The organism is Actinotignum stranguriae (genome assembly GCF_051265215.1).
GTDB lineage: Bacteria > Actinomycetota > Actinomycetes > Actinomycetales > Actinomycetaceae > Actinotignum > Actinotignum schaalii_C.
On record NZ_JBOZCJ010000001.1, the window covers coordinates 173010 to 192787 of the forward strand.

The 19778-nt window shown below is 62.9% G+C and carries 16 protein-coding genes; 6 read left to right on the top strand and 10 right to left on the bottom strand.

The genetic code is table 11. From position 1 onward, the window contains the following. The first annotated feature begins 73 nt into the window (after positions 1-73). Entirely contained in the window at positions 74-652 is a 579-nt protein-coding gene (locus ACRQEG_RS00790; protein WP_320756867.1) for a PH domain-containing protein, read from the top strand. Further along, positions 649-1350: a hypothetical protein gene (locus ACRQEG_RS00795; RefSeq protein ID WP_435733749.1), complete on the top strand. Its 702-nt coding sequence runs from the start codon at positions 649-651 to the stop codon at positions 1348-1350. The genes ACRQEG_RS00790 and ACRQEG_RS00795 overlap by 4 nt, the downstream gene beginning before the upstream one ends. 19 nt (positions 1351-1369) lie before the next feature. Here ACRQEG_RS00795 and ACRQEG_RS00800 read toward each other — a convergent pair whose 3' ends face one another. From ACRQEG_RS00800 to ACRQEG_RS00830, 7 genes are all read right to left on the bottom strand, one after another. After that, positions 1370-3187 carry an ABC transporter ATP-binding protein gene (locus ACRQEG_RS00800; RefSeq protein ID WP_284903821.1) on the bottom strand — a complete coding sequence of 606 codons (1818 nt, stop codon included), beginning with the start codon at positions 3185-3187 and terminating at the stop codon, positions 1370-1372. Continuing rightward, the gene (locus ACRQEG_RS00805; protein WP_284901476.1) at positions 3188-4339 is read right to left on the bottom strand and encodes an ABC transporter permease; all 1152 of its coding nucleotides are present in this window, start codon (positions 4337-4339) and stop codon (positions 3188-3190) included. A 51-nt stretch (positions 4340-4390) separates the two neighbouring features. Then, the gene (locus tag ACRQEG_RS00810) at positions 4391-5917 is read right to left on the bottom strand and encodes an ABC transporter permease (protein WP_284903820.1); all 1527 of its coding nucleotides are present in this window, start codon (positions 5915-5917) and stop codon (positions 4391-4393) included. A gap of 207 nt (positions 5918-6124) precedes the next feature. Next, entirely contained in the window at positions 6125-7909 is a 1785-nt protein-coding gene (locus tag ACRQEG_RS00815) for an ABC transporter substrate-binding protein (protein WP_284903819.1), read from the bottom strand. Between the two features lie 490 nt (positions 7910-8399). Then, the gene (locus ACRQEG_RS00820; RefSeq protein WP_284903818.1) at positions 8400-10094 is read right to left on the bottom strand and encodes a class I adenylate-forming enzyme family protein; all 1695 of its coding nucleotides are present in this window, start codon (positions 10092-10094) and stop codon (positions 8400-8402) included. Beyond that, on the bottom strand, positions 10087-11637 hold the full coding sequence (locus ACRQEG_RS00825; protein WP_320756868.1) for a M18 family aminopeptidase: 1551 nt from the start codon (positions 11635-11637) through the stop codon (positions 10087-10089). The genes ACRQEG_RS00820 and ACRQEG_RS00825 overlap by 8 nt, the downstream gene beginning before the upstream one ends. Before the next feature lie 17 nt (positions 11638-11654). Further along, positions 11655-11897, bottom strand: a complete 243-nt coding sequence (locus tag ACRQEG_RS00830; protein ID WP_284889342.1) for a hypothetical protein — start codon at positions 11895-11897, stop codon at positions 11655-11657. A gap of 123 nt (positions 11898-12020) precedes the next feature. Between ACRQEG_RS00830 and ACRQEG_RS00835 the strand changes: the two genes are divergently transcribed. The 3 genes from ACRQEG_RS00835 to ACRQEG_RS00845 all read left to right on the top strand — a co-directional run bounded on the left by ACRQEG_RS00835 (position 12021) and on the right by ACRQEG_RS00845 (position 16497). After that, positions 12021-14057: a potassium transporter Kup gene (locus ACRQEG_RS00835; RefSeq protein WP_435733750.1), complete on the top strand. Its 2037-nt coding sequence runs from the start codon at positions 12021-12023 to the stop codon at positions 14055-14057. A gap of 113 nt (positions 14058-14170) precedes the next feature. Continuing rightward, positions 14171-15424, top strand: coding sequence for an alpha/beta fold hydrolase (locus ACRQEG_RS00840; protein WP_284903814.1), 1254 nt, complete (start codon positions 14171-14173; stop codon positions 15422-15424). Positions 15425-15627: 203 nt separating this feature from the next. Continuing rightward, positions 15628-16497, top strand: a complete 870-nt coding sequence (locus ACRQEG_RS00845; RefSeq protein ID WP_284903811.1) for a DNA-methyltransferase — start codon at positions 15628-15630, stop codon at positions 16495-16497. A 61-nt stretch (positions 16498-16558) separates the two neighbouring features. On the opposite strand, the gene ACRQEG_RS00850 is transcribed toward ACRQEG_RS00845, so the two are convergent. Continuing rightward, positions 16559-17827: an amidohydrolase gene (locus ACRQEG_RS00850; protein WP_435711025.1), complete on the bottom strand. Its 1269-nt coding sequence runs from the start codon at positions 17825-17827 to the stop codon at positions 16559-16561. Between the two features lie 214 nt (positions 17828-18041). Here ACRQEG_RS00850 and ACRQEG_RS00855 point away from each other — a divergent pair, with 214 nt between their 5' ends. After that, positions 18042-18653, top strand: coding sequence for an HAD-IA family hydrolase (locus tag ACRQEG_RS00855; protein ID WP_284903807.1), 612 nt, complete (start codon positions 18042-18044; stop codon positions 18651-18653). Positions 18654-18657: 4 nt separating this feature from the next. On the opposite strand, the gene ACRQEG_RS00860 is transcribed toward ACRQEG_RS00855, so the two are convergent. Further along, entirely contained in the window at positions 18658-19191 is a 534-nt protein-coding gene (locus ACRQEG_RS00860; RefSeq protein WP_284903805.1) for a methylated-DNA--[protein]-cysteine S-methyltransferase, read from the bottom strand. A gap of 30 nt (positions 19192-19221) precedes the next feature. Next, positions 19222-19773, bottom strand: coding sequence for an NADPH-dependent FMN reductase (locus tag ACRQEG_RS00865; RefSeq protein ID WP_284903803.1), 552 nt, complete (start codon positions 19771-19773; stop codon positions 19222-19224). Positions 19774-19778: the final 5 nt, after the last annotated feature.

The following is a 19778-nucleotide window of genomic DNA, read 5'->3' on the forward strand; positions in this document are numbered from 1 at the left end:
CCACCATGTCAAGAATCACCACCGCCGGCTGCGGGAATCGGCAATCGGGGCGCGAACGTGGGAAAATATGCTTATGTCTGCACGTTATCGTCTTCGCGGCGCCTCGGCCGCCCCCGCCGCCGGGCTGTGCGGCGCTATCGGAATCATCGCGCTGGTCATGCAGGTGTGGCAGGGCGGATGGGGTTATTTGCCGCCCGCGGCTGTGTTCGCCGCCGGCATGTGCCTGGCCGGGTATGCGCTCTTCTATTTGCCCAGCGTGGACGTAGACGATTCCGGGGTGACGATACGCAATACCTTCCGCGACCTGCGGGTTCCGTTCCCTCGTTTGCGCGGGGTCGAATCCGGGTACGGTCTTGTTATCACGACGACGGACGGAGCAGCCATCCACGCCCGCGCCTTCGGCTCCGTCGGGCGCCCCACCCCGGATACCCGCCGCGCCGTCCCGGTCCACGATTCCGGGGATCATACGGTCACCACGGCAACGCTGCCGGTGCGGAAGTTCATTGAGTCGGTGGCCTCCCGTTATGTTCCCGCGGGTGCCCCGAGCGAGCATCCGCGGGTGGAGCGGCACTGGGCCTGGGATCGGCTCGCCTTCGCGGTGGCCGGGGTACTCGGGGTGCTCGGCGGTATTGCCTGGTCGGTGGCGCTGTGAGTGCGGAAGGTACGCACGCGGGCGCGGCCGGGCACGGGAACGAAACGGCCGGGCACGGCAGAGTGAAACGTCAAGCCGGCGAGATGACCCTGCGTTCGCGCGGCCAGATCGTCAAAGGCGGCCTTCTCAGTGCCCTTGGCTTCGCACCCCTGATTCTCATCGCGGCCGGGGTTCCTATGCCGCTCTCCGCTCTTGCCGCCGCTTTCCTGGGGGCCGGGGTGGCCGGCGCCGCCTATTCTTTTTTCTTCCTCCCCGAACTGCGCTATAGCGCGGTGGGCCTAACGATTATTAACCCGCTGCGTACCATCTACCTGCCCTGGGGCACGGTGGCGCGTTTCACTACCCGTTTCTATCTCACCACGCACGCCCGGGGCGGGCAGCATTGGGATGCGGCGGCGTTCCCGGCTGGCGGCGCGCTGGCGGCCGGGCGTCGGCTTCTTCCCGCCCGACATCCGGCTGCGGCTCGCCACGCTGATCTTCCCGCGCTGCCCGGGCGTGGCGCTACTACCCGCACCCGCTGGGTCACCCTCGCCCGGGCCGCGCAGCAGCTGCGGGCCGCCCACTCACGTGCCCTTGAGACTGCGGACCACCCAAATAGCACAAACCGCCCGGTACGATCCGTGGATCGCAACCGAGCGGTTCTGTGTGTGGCGTGGGTGGCCTGCCTAGCCGCGGCCTGCGGCCTGGCATTCACCTGAGCGCCGGAGTAACTCTCGCCTAGTTGGCGGCGTCGTCGTTCTCATTCAAACGCAAACGCGAGACTTCACGGCCCTGCTTGCGCAGCAGCGCGTGGCGTTCTTCGCGGCGGCGGCGCTGCTCAATCGGTTCGGGAACCGGGGCGGCGGCCAGGAGGCGCTGAGTGTAGGCTTCCTGCGGGTTGTGGAGAACGTCCTCGCGCTGGCCCGCTTCCACGACCTTGCCGTTTTGCAACACCACCACGCGGTGCGAAAGCATATCGACCACCGCGAGATCGTGCGAAATGAAGAGGCAGGCGAAGCCCATGTCGTCCTGGAGTTCAGAGAGCATGGTGAGGACCTGGGCCTGGACGGACACGTCCAGCGCGGAGGTCGGTTCGTCCGCGATGAGGAGCTTGGGGCGCAGGGCCAGGGCGCGGGCGATGCACACGCGCTGGCGCTGCCCGCCGGAAAGCTCATGCGGGTAGCGGTTGAAGGAGGAACGCGGCAGGCGTACCGCATCGAGCAGGTCGTACACCCGCTGGCGGCGTTCCGCCTTCGTGCCGACCTTATGAACATCGAGCGGTTCCATAATGCAATCGCCCACCGGGAAACGCGGGTCGAGAGACGCGGCCGGATCCTGGAAGACCACACCCACGTGCTGGCGCAGTTCCTGAGCGTGCTTACGCGAAGCACCCACGAGGTCCTCGCCGAAGATCTTCACCTCACCGGAAGCCGCCGGGATGAGCCCGAGCACGCATTTACCGATGGTGGATTTACCCGAACCGGATTCACCCACGAGGCCCACGATCTCACGCTCGGCAACATCCAAGGACACATGGTCAACCGCGCGGAAGGGCTCCTTGCCGGGAATCTCGTATTCGATAACGAGGTCCTTAGCTTCTAGCACCTTCTTATTGAGGTCGATAGAAGCTTCCTTTTCCAGGGAGAAACCGAATTGCTCGCGGCCCTGGCCCAGATGCGGCACGGCTTCCAGCAGTCGGCGCGTATACGGGTGCTTGGGGTGGTTCAGAACCTGAACGACGTCGCCCGATTCCACAATCTCACCCTTGAACATCACATGGACCCGGTCGGCCATATCCGCAATAACACCCATGGAGTGGGTGATAAGCAGAATGCCGGTATTGAGCTGGTCCTTGAGGGAGCGCAGCAGGTCGAGGATATCGGCCTGGACAGTGACATCCAGGGCGGTGGTCGGTTCGTCCGCAATAATGACGGAGGGGTTGGCGATGAGCGCGATCGCGATGACCACGCGCTGGCGCTGCCCGCCGGAAAGCTGGTGCGGGTACTGGTTCATGCGCTCTTCGGCATCGGGCAACCCCACAGCCTTGAGCATGGCAACCGCGCGATTGCGGGCATCTTCCCCGAAGGCGAGCCCGTGGGTTTCCAGGCCTTCCGTCATCTGACGGCCAATGGTGAGCACCGGGTTGAGGGCGGTCATGGGTTCCTGGAACACCATGCCCACTTCGGCACCGCGCAGGGCGCGCATGCCCCGCGAGGTCATCCCGCGCACTTCCCGCCCGGCCACCTGCACGCTTCCGCTAATAACAGCATTGGAAGGGAGCAGGCCGAGGGCCGTGGTGGAGGTGACGGACTTGCCGGAACCGGATTCGCCTACCAGGCCCACCACTTCACCCGGGCGTACATCGATACTCACGCCGCGCACGGCGTGAACCGCACCGAATTCGGTGGCGAATTTGACGTCCAGTTCACCGAAGCCGAGCACCGGCTTATCGGTTTTCGGGTGCGGGGTGACGACGGGCTGGTCGGCCTTCAGCGTGGCCGTGGCCGAGGAGGCAGCTTTATCGTGCGTTGTTGCAGCGCGTTTTCCGAGACGCATTTATTCGCCCTTCCTTTCGGTGGCGTCGGATGCGGGAGCGGCGTGCTCGCCACCCGTCGCGGTGGTGGCCGCGGTGGTCACCGGCATGAGATCAGCTTCGACGTCGTTCTCAATATGTCCTTCCGCAAGGGCCTTCATCTTGCGGCGCGAGACCGCAGAACGCTGGCGCGGATCGAAGGCATCACGCAGGCCGTCACCGATGAAGTTAATGGACAGCGCGATGATGAGGATCAGACCGGCCGGGGCAAAGAAGAGCCAGGGGCGGGTCGAGAACGTGGTCTGGTAGGTAGAAATAAGCAGGCCGAGCGAAGTTGCCGGCGGGCGCACCCCGAAACCGAGGAAGGACAGCGACGTTTCCAGCAGAATGGCCGAAGAAATCGACAGGGTTGCCGAAACAATAATCGTGCCCAGGCAGTTCGGGAGGATGTGGCGGAAAATAATACGCCACGGGGAGGCTCCCAGCGCGCGGGCCGAGGCCACGAATTCGCGTTCCCGCAAGGAGAGCACTTCGCCGCGCACCAGGCGCGCCAGGCCCGTCCAGGAGAGCACACCCAGCATAACCGCGAGGAACAAAATGCCCTGGCTTCCCACCATCTTGCCGATAACCGCGGCGAGGATGAGCAGCGGGATCACGATGAAGAGGTCGGTAATGCGCATGAGGATCGCTTCGGTCCAGCCGCGGAAGTAACCGGCGGCCGCGCCGATAACCGTGCCGATAATGGTGGACACCAGCCCGACGACGAAGGCGATAATAATAGAAATCTGGGTGCCCTTCATGGTCAGGGCGAAGTAGTCCTTGCCGATATTGTCCTGCCCGAAGGGGTGTTCGCCCAGCGAGGTCCAGGTCAAGGTCGGTTTGCCGTTATTGACGACATCCAGAACATCCGTGTAATTGTGGCGCCACAAACCGGAGAAATGCCAGTGCAGCCCAAAGAAGCTCATATTCCAGCCAATGGACAGGAAGGCCACCAGCGTCACAAGAATAAGAACGACGGCGGATACCATCGCGGGCTTATGCCGCAGGAAGCGGCGCAGTACCAGGCGCCCCTGGGAATAGGAGGGGCTGGAGGAAGCGAGCTGAGCGTCGTCGACCTCAACAACGTGTTCCGGGTCGAGCGACGCGACGGTTGTTTTCGAGCGATTCTCACTCATCGGATTCTCCTCGGGCTTGGTGACGATTCATGGGGGTAGTCAGGCTCATGCTTACCGCCTAATCCGAGGATCGACGTAGGCGTACATGATGTCCGCGACCATATTCATGAGCACCGCGGCTCCGCCGGTGACCAAGAAGAAGGCCATAACGGGGGCCGGGTCTACCTGGGCCAGGCCCGTTCGGAAGAGTTCACCCATGCCCTTCCAGCCGAAGACCGTTTCGGTAATAACCGCACCGCCAATGAGGCCTGCGAAATCGAAAGCGATAATGGTGAGCAGCGGCAGCATGGCGTTACGGAACGCGTGCCGGGTGATAACCGTATGTTCGGGCAGGCCCTTGGCGCGCGCGGTACGGATGTAATCCTGACCGAGCACTTCCAGCATGGACGAGCGCGTATAGCGCGTATAGGACGCGATGGACATGAGCGTCAGCGAGATCGTCGGCAGTAGGAGGTGGGTGAAGGAATCCAGGAAGCTGAGCCAGAAAACGTGGCTGCCCTGGAAATTCGGGGTCATCGAACCGATGGTGGAAATCGGGCGGTTCTGGGTGAGCGGCAGGTAGGTGGACCAGTACCGGGCGGCAAAATCGAAGATAATCGCGATCCACACCGAGAACACGGCCCAAATCGAGGCCCAGGTGACCGAACGACGGGCGTAGCCACCGAAGAAGTAGGACACGCCCACGGAGGCGGCGATACCGAGAGCCAGGATCAGGAAGAGGAAGCCCCACGTGGGCTCCCAGAGCATATTCGAGCAGGCCGCCACGATGACGAACATAATCGCGGCATTGGCGCCCACCACAGCAAAGCCGCGCTTATTGGAGAAGCCGAGGAAGAGGCCGGTGAAGAGCACCGTGCCGGCTAGACCCATGAGGGCTTCGATCCACAGCCCGCCTGTGGGTTCCAGGAAGGCACGGGTTACGGAAATGTATTCCATGACGCCGAAGGCGATGGCGAAGCTGATGGCCGCGGCCATGGCGCGCCGCTTCGGGCCTCCGGCCACGAGGGCCTGCACAAAGAGTGCGAAGATACCGGCAAATATGACAATAGTAACCAGTGAGATTGTTGGATCTGCCAGCCAGTCATTAAAGCGAATAGCGCCGTATTCCTTCAGGAGCACCGCGAAGACGAAAGCGGGCAGTGAGTAGAAGGTGAAGGCGAGGAAGGTCACGACGTAATCGAAACCGGTGTAGCGGCGGATAGCACTCATCACACCGAAGAAGATTCCGAAGAAGATCGCGAGGAAGGTGGCCGCCAGCACGAGGCGCAAGGTGGCGGAAGCGGCCTGACCGAGCATGTCATTGACAGACTGTCCGGAACGATTGACGCCCAGGTCGCACTGGCCGATGAAGCATTTTGCGGCTCCGGTCAGCCAAGTCCAATAGCGCTCGTACCAGGGCAGGTCGAGGCCCATGAAGGAGGAGCGCTGCTGCATGAGGTTTTCGCGATTCGGGTTATTGGATTCGCGAAGGTCCTCGAGGGGGTCGCCCGAATTAATCGTAAGAACGAAGATAAGGAGCGACGCGGCCCAGAGGATAAGTACTGAGATGCCAATTCGTTTGGCGATGAATTTATACACCGCGAGACTTCTTTCCGTTCTGTGTGCCGATGGGCGCCGGTTCGGACAATTTTACTCGGTGACTATAGTACATAAGCATTTCCAGACGAAATGGGACGTGGGATGTGACACAGGAAGGGTGATAAAACTGCACGCCCGGAGGGGCCGCAAGCGCGGCCCCTCCGGTGCAGCTAGAAAATAACTATTACTTCCTATGCATAAGGCTAATTACTCAGCCTTGGCGGGTGCGGAGCCCCAGCTCCACTTTTCGGCATTCCAGGCGATACCGGACTGGGTGACGTTGCGCTCAACGTTCTCCATACCGGTGGTGTACGCCGCGATGCCCGGGTGGGTGAAGAGCGGGATACCGAAGAGGTCATTCCACAGTTCCTTCTCAATCACCTTCTTGGCTTCCTTCTGGACCTTCGGATCCAGGCTGGAGGAAACCTTGTCCCATTCGGTGTCAACAGTGGCGTTGGCGTAACCGGTCTGGTTCTGGCCACCGTTGGACTTGTAGATATTCGCGCCGGAAACGATCTGGCCGGAGCCGGACCAGGCGAAGAGCACCATATCGAAGTCGCCGCTCTCATAGCCGCCACCCGGGGCCATGAAGCCCTGGGCCCCGACGTCCTGGACGGTGATGCCGGCCTGGGCGCAGGAGGAGGTCACGAGGGCAACCTCATCGGAACGGCGCTGGTTGGGCTGGTTGTAACCAATGCGGACCACCGGGTTGGCGATACCGGATTCAGCAACCTTGGCCTTGGCCTTTTCGATGTCGACCTTGTCATATTCGCCGTTGTAGGAGGCGGCCACAACTTCCTTGTACTCGGGGTTATCCGGGAAGTATTCACGGGAGTTGAGGACTTCAGCGTTAGCGTTGAGCGGCTTGATAAGCGAATCAACGATCTGCTGGCGCGGGATGCAGTAGGCCATGGCCTGGCGCAGAGCGAGGCCGCCCTTGTCATTGGCGAAGATGGAGCCCGGCTTGAAGTTGAAGTCGAAGTGCTCCCAAATCATGGTGTTACCTTCGAGGACGGTCACGCCCTGGGTGCCGTTGAGGGCATCAAGGGTGTCCTTGGTGGCCTGCGGCTCAATGACGTTCACGTTCTGGTTGGCGAGGGCCTGAACCTGGCCTTCCGGCGGGATGAAGCGGATCACGAGCTCATCGAGGCCGGGCTTCTCACCCCACCAATCCGGGTTGGGAACCATGGTGATGTACTGACCGGCTTCCCAGCCACCTTCCTTGAGGGTGTAGGGGCCGAAGGACGGAGCATCTTCCGCGGAGGGCAGCTGGCCCGGGGTGGGCGAATTCCAGTTGTTCCAGAATTCAGCGGCCTTCTTAGCGGTCTCAAAGTCCTTGTTCTTCAGAGCTTCGAAAAGCTCCTTCTTGGACATGCCGATCTTCTTGGCTACCACGTGCGAGGGAAGCTGACCGGAAACAACGAGCTGCCAATCCGGGTTCGGTTCGGCGTAGGTGATGGTGAAGGAACGGTCGCCAGCATTGCACTGGGGGCCTTCCGGAACGCCGTCCGCATAGGTATCCGGGCTGGACACGTGGTTGAACAGCGGCTCATCGGAGCCGGCCGCAGCCTGGCCATCCATGATCCACTTCGGGTTCTGGGAAACCCAGTCCAGGTAGGCATCTTCACAGGTAATAAGTTCGCCACCCTGGTACTTGGCCTCATCGTTGTAGGTGTACTTCACGGTGAGGGGATTCTCGGAAACCAGTTCGTAGTCACCGAGAGCGGTGCCGTGCTTCCACTCGCCATTGGCGGAGTAGTAGCCGAAGCCGGGCATCATGCGGTCAACAACAAGGGAGTTGGCCGAGCTGTAGGTAGTGGGCGTCAAGCCGTTGTAGCCCAGGAATTCATCGGCACCGACGGTGACCGAAGCGGTCCGGTTGACATTTCCTTCGACCTGGGTGGGGCCACCCTTGCCGTTGGAGGAACAACCAGTCATGACCAGAGCAAGCGCGGCTGCTCCGGCCACCAAGGGATAAGCGGTCTTCTTCACGAAGGAACCTCCTCATTGACTGTTTCCGTACCGCGGGGGCAGTCCCCCGGTACGGAGTGATCATGTTCGCGCTGTGGGCGCGTGGAATATGCAAAAGCGGTGCCGGATTCTCAAGAATCCGGTGCGTTGACGATCTCCACAGGATGGAACACGCATTGGCATCCTGTGCGGATAGCCAGCGCCACCGCTCTAACCATGGAAAAAGCCTACACGAGTCTTGACGATTTCTTTACGTTTAGGCTCAGGCTTTTTTCATGTGCGAATGTTCACGCCCGCAAAAATTGGAGAAATCCGCAGCATAGAGCCATTTTTCGAAGTTGCGAGAGTCTGGACACTTTCAGGAAGGAGTCACGTCTCACGCCGTGGATATCTCATATGCTGAGATAGTTTTTCTCAAAATCATTCCAGAATCGAGATACGGGGCTGTTGCAGGGCGCGGCAGAGGCGTCCACAGGCACCGCGGCCGCGGCTGAAAGCGTGCGGGGCTGTTTTAGAGAGCTACCGGCGCCGCAGGAGCCGGCGCTGCGGTACCGTGCCCGAAGAGCTCCCGCAACCGCGCCCGAGATACTTTCCCGTCGTCATCCACCGGAAGCTCATCGAGAACCACGAGCAGGCGCGGGAGCTTGAAGGAAGCGAGCGCTTGGGCGGCAAAAGCCCGAAGTTGATCGAGGCTGGGCACAGGCAGGCTTTGGGGCACCACCGCGAAACCGCCGGTGGCCGGATCCGGGGTGGCGAAATTTTCGGGGCTGGACTCGTGGGAATCCATGACGATGGCGGCACCCACCACCTGGCCCCACACCGGATCGGGTACGCCCGTGACGAGGGCGGCCCGCACTCCCGGGTACTGGTGGAGCACCCGCTCAATTTCTTCGGGGTGTACGGTATCTCCCCCGGTTTTGATGGTATCGGTGACCCGGGCGACCAGGGTGATATACCCGTCCGCATCCACCCGCGCGTGATCCTGAGAGCAGAACCATTCCCCCGCGAAGGAGGAACGCTGGTAATTATCCCCGTGCCAGTATCCGGCCGAAATGCTCGGCCCGCGCAGTTGCATTTCTCCGATCTCCCCGGGCGCCACCGGGCTATCGGTACCCGGCTCTACCAGGCGAATCTCCACGTGGGGCATGGCGCGCCCCACCGTTTCAGCTTTGTGCGCTACCCGAGCGGTGGGAAGATAGGGGCCGACGCCGCCCGTTTCCACAGACCCCCACATATTAAGAGGATGGAGACCCGCCGCATCCAGGCGCCCCATGAGAGCCGGCGGGACCGCCGCCCCGCCCACGAAGGCGTACCGGAGGCTGGAAAGGTCCCGGGTGAGGAAGGTGTCGTCGTCGAGCATAAAAGAATAGGTGGTGGGGGTGCCGAACATGGTGGTGACCCGGTGTTCTTCAATGAGGTGCAGCAGCCCGGCCGGGGAGGGAGTGCGCGCAATAACAATGCGGCCCCCGCGCGCGAAGTGGAAGAGGGTGCCGCCGTTGAAGCCGGCAATAGAGGAACATCGCGCGCTGTGTAAGAAAATGTCATCACGCCCGTAGCCCAGTGCATCGTGGAAAATACGGTCCGCCCACCACAAATTATCGTGGGTGAGTTCGAGGGCGCGGGGTGCTTCCGGGGGCGCGGGCCGGAACATCATGACGGCCACTCCGCTCGGGTAGCCTTCGGTATTAAAGGCGGGATTTCCGGCTGGGCCATCGGCTACGAAATCAGCGGTGAAACTCCCGGTTGCCGCGCTCAAAGCAATATAGCCGTTGGTGAGGGCGGGAGTGAAGGGTGGCGCGAGGACGTCGTCGTCGATAACAAAATGAATAAGAGTGCCGGTGGAGGTGAAGGCGCCGGCGGTGCCTATTTCCGCGCACGCGATGAGGACGCGCGGAGCCGCGAAATCGACGAGGCGTTGAATTTCTACCGGGTGGAGGCGGGCGTCCACCGGAACGAAAACCGCACCGATGCGGGCGCAGGCAACCGCAACTAGGTAGTGGTAGGGAGAATTATGGGCCACGATCATGACGCGGTCCCCGTGGGAGACGCCGGCCTGGACGAACAGCTGGGCGAGGCGGGAGGTGGTATCGCGCGCTTCGCCGACCGTCAGGGTGGTGGCGTCGTAGTAGAAGCAGGTGCGATCCGGGTTGGCGAAAGCGGTGCGATCAAGCAGATAGGCAACGTTCGTGACGGGGACGCTACTCATTACGCTCACTTTCTACGCCCGGGCCCGCTCCCCCGCCGTTATCCGTGAGATCGGCGAGATCCGCAAGATCCACGTCCGGAAGAATGGCCGCGCCCTGACCGAAGAGGAAACCGCGGATGAGGCGGCGCAGCTGGTAGAGGTCTTCCACGTGGGAGAGTTCGCGCGCGGAGTGCATGGACAGGAGGGGCACGCCCACATCCACCGTGGTGATACCCAGGCGGGTGGCGGTGAGCGGGCCGATGGTGGTTCCGCAAGGGATGGAATTGCGGGAAATGAAGAATTGGTAGGCGGCGCCGGCATCGCTGGCCGCGCGCAGGGCGAGGGTCACCGATTCCGCGTCGGAGGCGTAGCGCTGCTGGGCGTTCATTTTGATGAGCGGGCCGGCACCGGCGCGCGGGGCGGAATCCGGATCGTAAAACTCGGCGTAATTAGGGTTGAGAGCGTGACCGGCATCGGCGGACATGCAGGCCGAGCGAGCCAGCAACCGGTACCAGCTATCCCCGCGCACCCCGAAGCTTTCTGCGATGCGGGCGAGCACGGTTTCCAGGAAGGGCCCGCTGGCTCCGCTGGTGGTTTCCGAGCCAACTTCTTCGTGATCGAAGGCGGCGAAAACGGGGAAGTACGGGAGCTCGGCATCGGCCGCCACTCCGTCGAGGAGCGCCCGCAGCCCGGCGTATACGGAGGACAAATTATCCTGGCGCCCGGCCGATAGGTACATCCCATTGCGCCGCGGCGGCTCAACGTCATAAGCGTAAATATCATGCCAGCCGATCCATTCGGCGCCGGGCGCTTCCCGCCCCTCCGACCCCGGCTTCGCGTAGCGCGCCAGGGTCTCAAAAAGATCGCTATCGGTATCGGCTTCCGCGTGCGCGGCGTTATCGGCGCAATCCGCGCCCGCGGCGCAGCAGGCTTCCCCGCGCGCCCCGGTGAATATCGGGTGGAGATGCTGCTGGCGATCCAAGCTCAGGCTATCCCGATTGCCGGAAATAAGATGCGGGGCGAGCTGCGGGATCACCATGCACGCCGGGGTGCGCACCAGGTATTCCCGGCCCTCCATATCCGTGATGCGCCCGGCCAGGCCGAGGTCACGGTTGAGCCACGAATTGAGCAGCGGCCCGCCGTACACCTCCATATCCACCTGGGTGTAGCCCCCGTGGCGGGAAGTTCCGGCCGGCTTGAGTTTGAGAGTGGGCGAATCCGTATGGGCACCGAGGATGCGGAACGGGGCCAGTTCGCCGTTCCCCGCACCCCGCGGGCTCACCCAGGCGATGAGCGCCCCGCCGCGCCGCACATAGCGCGCCCCGCGCGCCTCCCAGGCTTCCGTTTCCCGCTGCTCGGTGAAACCGTGGGCTTCCAGAATCTGAGCCAGCTGCGCCGCCGCGTGGTACGAGGACGGGGATGCCGCGATGAATTGCGCGTATCCGCGGGCGTGGAGATCAGCGGGGGTGCTCCCCTGCGCCTGCGCCGGATCCGCTGGCGCGGTACCCTCCAGCGCGGTATCCGCCTGCGCGGCATCGGGCGTGGACTCAGCAAACTCAGACATGCTCATGGCCTCCCAGTCTAGTGATTGCCAGGTTCGCCGGCGGCCTCAGCTGCGCCGTCGTTCCCCATCCCATCATTTTCCGAAACTGCACCGGCCGCGACTTCCGCGGGCGTGACCTCCATGGTGCCGCGCGCGGCGTGGCGGCGCGCCAAGAACAGCAGCAGAATCCCGAGGGCCAGCACCAAAACACTAATAACCACCCAGGCGAGGACCTGCGCCCCGCTATTGGCGAGCTGGGCGCCACCGTGCATTGCCATCATTGTTATTGAACTCCTCACCGCAACGATTAGCTTCCTGGGACGATGGTACACCGGGTGACTAGAACATCACACCGGACCTTTTCGATGCTTTTTCGTCAGCGAAGGTGGCTAGGATTCCCGCTCATGACAAGAATTTTTCGCGCTGCGTCGCTGCGGCGTGACGGTGGGGAACACAGTGCCCACCGTGGCGGGACCCTAGCCCGCGCCGGTCTTGGTTTGGCCGCTCTTGGGGTGGTTTTCGGCGATATCGGGACCAGTCCGCTCTATGTTGTGCGCGCGGTTTTCACCGTGCACGGCGGGGCTGTTCCGCTCACGGACGCCTCGATCTACGGAGTGATTTCCCTGGTGGTGTGGATGCTCCTTCTTATCGTGTCCTTCAAATACGTCATCCTTGTGCTGCGCGCGGATAACGACGGCGAAGGCGGCATCATTGCCCTCGCCACCCTGCTACGCACCCTCAGCGGTGGGCGGCCGCGCGCCGCGGCGCTTTTCACGGTGGCGGGCATGTTCGGGGCGGCGCTCTTTTTCGGCGACGCCGTCATCACCCCGGCCATTTCAGTGCTCTCCGCTATCGAAGGTATCCGGGTGGCCTTGCCAACCTTCCCCTCCACCCTCATCGTGCCCATCGCGCTGGTGATTCTTCTCACCCTGGGCTGGATGCAGCGCTACGGCACCGGGCGAGTGGGCGCGATTTTCGGCCCCTTCATGCTGCTGTGGTTCACGGGGCTAGCGCTAATCGCGCTCCCGCATATTGCCGCGCATCCGGAAATTATCGCGGCACTTTCCCCGCACCAGGCGCTGATATTTGTGGGCGGGCACCCGGCTATCGGTTTCCTCGCCATGGGCGCGGTAGTACTCGCGGTGACCGGCGCCGAGGCGCTCTACGCCGATATCGCCCATTTCGGGCGGCGCCCCATTTCCGCGGTGTGGTTCGCGGTGGTGCTGCCCGCGCTGGTGTGTAACTACCTGGGGCAGGGCGCGCTGCTGCTCGAGCACCCGGAGGCTATTGCCGATCCGTTCTTCCACCTGGTTTCTTCCCAGTGGGCCCTGGTGCTCATGCTGCTGGCGACCGGCGCCACGGTCATCGCCTCGCAATCGGTGATCGCGGGGACCTATTCCATTGCCCGCCAGGCTTCCCGGCTCGGATACCTCCCCCACCTGCGGATTCGTTATACCTCCGCGAGCGGGGCTGGGCAGATTTACCTGCCGGATATTACCGGGCTGCTGGTGGCGGCGGTGGCGGCCGTGGTGGTGATTTTCCGTGATTCGGCGCGGCTGTCCTCCGCTTACGGGCTGGCGGTCTCCACCGATTTCCTTCTCACCACCGCGATGCTGCTAGCTCTCACGGTGATCGGCTGGCACTGGCGCTGGTGGCAGAGCGCGGCGCTGGCGGTGGTGTTGGGAGTGGTAGAAGTGCCGCTTTTCGCCGCTAATGCCGCGAAATTGGTGACGGGTGGCTGGCTGCCTCTGCTTATCGCCCTCATTCTCATGGTGGTGATGCTCACGTGGCGGCGCGGGGAGGCAGTGGTGGCGGCCACCCGGGCGCGCACCGAAGGCACCCTCGCGGAGTTCGCGGCGCACTTGCAGAAAAACCCGCTGCGGCGAGTTCCGGGTACGGTTATTTATCCGCATTCCTTGGCCACCACGGTCCCGGCTGCGTTGCGGGCCACCACCGAGCTGCATCGCAGTATGCGCGACCACGTTATTATTCTCTCCATCAAAACAGCCCCGCAAGCCCATATTGAGCGCGCCGAGCGCATTACCCGCACGCAGGTGAGCCCGCGCGTGGAGGGCGTTGTTCACCTCACAATGCGGTACGGCTTCATGGATATCCGCAATATTCCGGCCGACTTGGAATGGGCGCAGCGCGAATACGGGTGGGGTTCCTGGAAGCTGAGCGAGGCCCAGTGGGTGCTCAGTCACTTGGGGGTACGCGCACGCGGGAAGAACGACGACGCAGCTAGCGGCGGTGCGGACTCTGGCAAGAGCGCGGGCTCTGGTAACGGTGCGGGCTCTGGTAGTGCCGGTGATATCCCGCAGCTGCCCCGCTGGCAAGCCTGGCTTTTCGCTCGCATCGCGCGGCATTCCGCTTCGCCGGCCTGGGTGAAGAGCCTCCCGGCGGATCGCACTGTAGAGATTTCCCGCGAGGTCATTGTGTAGATGACAGCTCGGGCGGGAAGGTCACGGGTTTGGTGGGAGGCTCACGGCGCGAAGTGACGCTCGTGGGCCTCCCGCCCGCTGAGAATGTCGAAGCGCCTGGTAGCGTTCCTAGTATGACGACAACAACGCACTATCTCGAGCAGCTTCGCCTCGATGAACTCACCCTCACCGTCCCGCTCACCGCGGATCGGGAAGATACCCGCACCATTGAGGTATTCGCTCGTATCGCCACTCGCCCGGGCGGGGAATCCCTCCCCTATCTCTTCTATCTGCAGGGTGGGCCGGGCTATGAAGCCTGGCGGCCCAGCCTGTCCCCGCTGGAGCCCTCCTGGCTGAACGTGGCCCTGGAACGCTACCGGGTTGTGTTCGTGGATGAACGCGGCACGGGCCGCTCCACACCCGTCGGGGAGGATATTCTCAGCACCGGAAGCACCGCGGAGGTCGCCGAATACCTCAGCCATATGCGTGCCGATGGCATCGTGCGCGATTGCGAGGCGCTGCGCCAAGAACTCGGGGTGGAGAAAATCAACCTCCTCGGGCAGTCCTTCGGTGGTTTCACCACCGTGCATTATCTTTCGGTAGCGCCCGAACATATCGACCAGGCATTCCTCACCGGCGGGCTTACCGCCGTGCGCCGCAGCGCTGATGATGTCTATTCCCTCACGTGGGAAAAGATGCGCGAGCACAGTGAAGAGTACTATCGGCGTTTCCCCGCGCACCGCGACCAGGTGCGGGAGCTGGTGGAGCTGGCGGGTAGCGGTTCCATCGAATTACCCACCGGGGAAATTGTTTCGCCCTCGCGGCTGCGTTCCCTCGGGCACCTCCTTGGTTCGGATAACGGATGGCGGGAACTGTATTACCTGCTGGAAAAGGATCCGGCCTCCACAGCTTTCCGTTATGACCTGGCCGCGGCCATGCCTTTTGATGGGCGTAACCCGCTCTACTACGTGCTGCACGAATCTTCCTACGCGGATGGTGTGGTCACCAACTGGAGTGCGGAGCGCACCCAACCGGAAGCTTTCCGCACCGATACCTCGCTCCTCTACGGCGAGCACGTGTGGGCGGAATGGGCAGATACCGTCCCGGCTTTCCAACCGTGGAAAGATGTAGTTGAAAAACTGGCCACCTGGGAGTGGCCGCAGCTCTACTTCCCGGAAGCTTTGCGGGAATCGGGGGCGCGCGGCGCGGCCGCGGTTTACGTGAATGACGCCTATGTGCCCCTGGAGTTCTCCCTTGAAACAGGAGCGCTACTTTCCGGGATTCACCGGTACGTGACCTCCACCCACGAGCACAGCGGTTTGCGTTCCAGTAACGGGGCGGTGCTGCGCACGCTCTTCGAATTGGCGGATGGCACGCGGCTGCGCTAATCACGCGTAGTGGGCGCGCCACTGCTGGGCTAGCCGGCGCGTTGGACTGCACTAGCCGGGCGCGCTGGGCTGTGTTAGTCGGGTGCCCGGCGCGGCTCCCCAGTTGTCCGGAAATTCCGGACAACTGGGTGCGGGGCGTGCACTCCAGGAATAGTGGCCGGCCCGCACGCGGGAGGGCCGGCGGTAAGAAAGTGAGGATATATATGTGGAATGATGCGGGTACGGACGCTGTGGTGTTCGGGGATAACCTACCGGTACTCCGGGCCCTACCGGCCGAATCATTCCAGCTTATTTACCTCGATCCTCCTTTTAATACCGGCCGGCCCCAGCGCCGCTCCACGGTGGTCACCCGGCGTTCCACCACCGGGGATCGGATCGGTTTCAAAGGCCAACGCTACGAAACTATCGTGGAGCGGGTGCTCGGCTACGACGATAGTTTCGCCGAATATTGGGGTTTCCTGGAGCCGCGCCTCGAAGAAGCCTGGCGGCTCCTGACCGATTCCGGAACCCTCTACCTGCATCTGGACTACCGGGAGGCGCATTACGCGAAGGTGCTTCTCGATGCGCTTTTCGGGCGGGAGTGTTTCCTCAACGAAATTATTTGGGCCTACGATTACGGCGCCCGCACGAAAAAACGCTGGCCCGCCAAACATGACACGATTTTGGTGTACGTGAAGAATCCGGCCAGCTACTACTTCAATTCGGAAGATGTGGACCGCGAACCGTATATGGCTCCCGGCCTGGTTACCAAGGAAAAGGCAGCGCGCGGCAAACTTCCCACGGACGTGTGGTGGCATACCATCGTCTCCCCCACCGGAAAAGAAAAAACCGGCTACCCCACCCAAAAACCACTCGGGATTCTGCGCCGGATTATCACCGCGTCCTCGCGCCCCGGGGACCGCGTCCTTGATTTCTTTGCCGGCTCGGGCACCACCGGGGCCGCGGCGCGCGAACTGGACCGTCACTTCCTGCTTATTGACGCCAATCCGGAAGCCATCGCGGTTATGCGCACCCGCTTCCCCGATCAGGTGCGTTTCGGGGAATGGGATGGCACGGCGGTGAGCTGGGAGTAGCGCGCCAGCGGCACGCGCCCGGCAACTCTCCGGCTCCCCGGCTCAGTTATTCCGCCCCGGCTTAGTTATCCGCCCGCACCTGGGAATACAGGGCGCAGGCCCCCACCCGGTAGGCCGGCTCCAGGGAAAGCTCCGGATCGGCATAGAAATCCGGGGAATGATTCGAGGCTGGCTCCCCGCTGGCTGGGTTCAGCTGCTCGGGTGAAAAACCACCGAACAGCCAGAATACCGATTGTGCGCCAGCGGCCTGGCCGAGCACCGCGAAATCCTCACTGAAACCGAAAGTTTCGCTGGCCAGGTTTTCCTCCCCGAATTCCGCGCCGATCACGTCACGCAAGGCTGCAACAGCGGCGTCGTCGTTCACGGTGGCATCCACCTGGCGGATCTGGCGGATCAGCGGTTCGGGGGCGCCGGCCGCGAGCGCCTCAGCCCGCACGATCCGCTCGATACCGGTGTTGATAATCGCGCGGGTTTCCTCGTCTCGGAACCGGGTATTAATGCACAGGCGCGCGGTGTCCGGAATGATATTGTCCTGGCTGCCGGCCTGGAACACGCCAACGCTCACCACCGCGTTGCGGTCCGGATCCGTCATGCGGGAACGGATTGTTTGCAGGCGGGTGACGATGGCCGAACCGATAACAATAGGGTCGACGGCGCGGTGGGGCTGCGAGCCGTGCCCGCCCACCCCGTGCACAATAATTTCGAAACCGTCCGAGCCGGGCAGCACCCCACCCGGATAGAGATTGACCCAGCCGGCCGGGCGCGGCACCACGTGGCCGCCGTACATGATCTGCGGGCGCGGAGCTTTCTCCCACAGGCCGGCCTCCACCATGGCGCGTGCCCCCAGGCCGTTTTCTTCCGAGGGCTGGAAAACAAAAACAATGGTGCCGCGCCACAGTTGCGGGTGCGCCGCGAAAGCCCGGGCGAGGGCGAGCGCAATCGTCATATGGGAATCGTGCCCGCAAGCGTGCATGACCGGCACATTTTTCCCGGAGGCATCAATTCCGGTGGCCCGCGAGGCATAGGCGAGGCCGGTGCGTTCAGCGACGGGTAGGCCGTCCATATCCGCGCGGTAGCCAACCACCGGGCCGGGGCCGTTGCGCAGCACGCACGCAAAACCGGTATCGGTCACGGGGATGATCTGGCGGGTAATCTCACCGGAAAGTTCGATGGCTTCCAGGCGTTCCCGGAGCGCGCGCGAAGTCTCCACTTCCTGGAAAGACAGCTCGGGATTGGCGTGGAAATACTGGAAATCCGCGGTCATAGTGGCCCGGTCCGAGGCGGTGAGGTGAAATTCCTCGGGAAGATACTGCACGGCGGTCCCTCTCATCCGATGCTAGCGGCGCGAGCGGCCCGGGCACGGGTGCGCACAGGGTCGCTCACCTGGTTTATTTTAGCGCCGGGATCGGTAGCCGCGCCGAACGTCCGTGGCAGGCCGGGGCAGTGACTAGCTAGGCTGGAGGGAGTGCGCGGCCGAGGCGTGCCGGTAAGTGCCGCCGAGGGGCGCCGATACCCGCGGCGGCAGCGCCCAGGCGAGGAGGATTATGTTCCACAACATTATTTGGGATATGGGCGGGACCATGGTGGATACCTACCCGCATGTGGATGCCACCTTGCAGGCGGTGGTTCTTGATTCCGGCCAGGAGGTTTCCCTCCTGGAGGTTGCGCGCCTGACCCGCCGCTCCACCAATCTGGCCATCACCGAGTTATCGCGCCGTTTCGGGATTCCGGAAGCGGAGTTTCGGAAGTGCGAACAGGAGTTGAAAGACTCGTGGAAAATCACGCCACCGCCCGCGATGGCGCATGTGCATGAGGTGCTGGCCGCGGTTCCGGGGATTAATGTGGTGGTCACGCACCGGGATCGCGCGAGTGCCCGCACTCTCCTGGATGGTTTGAATCTCCGGGTTGCCGATATGGTCTGCCCCGAGGACGGCTTCCCGCGTAAACCCGACCCGGCAATGTTCACCCATATGCTCAACAAGCATAGCTTGGATCGGGCCCGCACCCTCGCTATTGGGGATCGGCCTATCGATATCACGACGGCGCATAAAGTTGGCGTGGCCGGTGCCCTCCTGGAAACTCCCGGTATTGAGCTGGAAGCCGATGCCGATTATCGCATCACTGATCTTGCGGAGGTTCTCCCGCTTCTCGGCTGATGAGCTAGCGGAGCGGGCACGCGCCCACGCGGGAGCTTTCCAAGCGCAACAGCTCCTTTTTCATATCCAGCCCGCCCGCGTATCCGCCCAGCCCACCGCGCGCGGCAAGCACCCGGTGGCACGGCAGCACGATAGGTATTGGGTTACGCGCGCACGCCGATCCCACCGCCCGCACGGCCCTCGGGTTGCCCAACATGGCGGCAAGCTCGCCATAGGAGCGGGTCTGCCCGTAGGGAATCTCCGCCAGGGCGCGCTGCACCCGGGCCGCAAAAGGCCCGCGGGTAAGAACCAGATCGGTGGGGAGCGTAAAGCAGGTGCGTTCCCCCGCGAAATATTCGCTGAGCTGGGCGCAGGCCCGCGCGGCGAGCCCCTCCGCCCGGCGCCGATCTTCACCATCTTCTAGTTCGGTTACTGCCTGCGGGCGCGGCCGCCCGGGAAGTACTACCGCGATGAGAGCATGCGCCTGCGCCGCAACGGCGAACTGTCCCAGTGGGGAATCGCACGTCCGCCATATTGCTGCGGCGCAGGCACGTGTCATCGTGGGTCCTCTGATCGCTCCTCTTGCTTTTTACTTCGCTAGCTGAGCGGTGAGCTTTTCGAGGCCGCTCAGCACGGCTTCCACTTCACCCGCGCGGCGTTCCAGCGGGGTGAATGCGCCGTCCGTCCAATCCTCAAACATCATGAAATTCACTTCGGAGCGGATGGCGGGCATATTGAAATTAGCCGTGATCTGGCGCCATTGCTCGATAGCGCGCACGCCTCCGATGGAGCCGTGCCCCACGAAAGCAACCGGCTTATTCATCCACTCCACACCCAGCGCATCCACCGCGTTCTTGAAGGCCCCGGGCACCCCGTGGTTGTATTCCGGGGTCACGAAAATAAAGGCGTCGAATTCGCTGATTGTATCGGCCCAGCGCTGGATGGCCGGATGATCGTACTGGCCGTTCGCCGCGGCTGGAACCACCGGGCTGGTGAGCAGCGGAATATCAAAATCCTTGATATTCACGAGTTCGTACGTAGCCTCCCCCGCCCGCTGGGCTGCGAGCTGAGCGACGTAACCGGCCACACCCTCGGTAGCCTGACCCTCGCGAATTGATCCGGAAATAATGGCGATCTTCATATAAG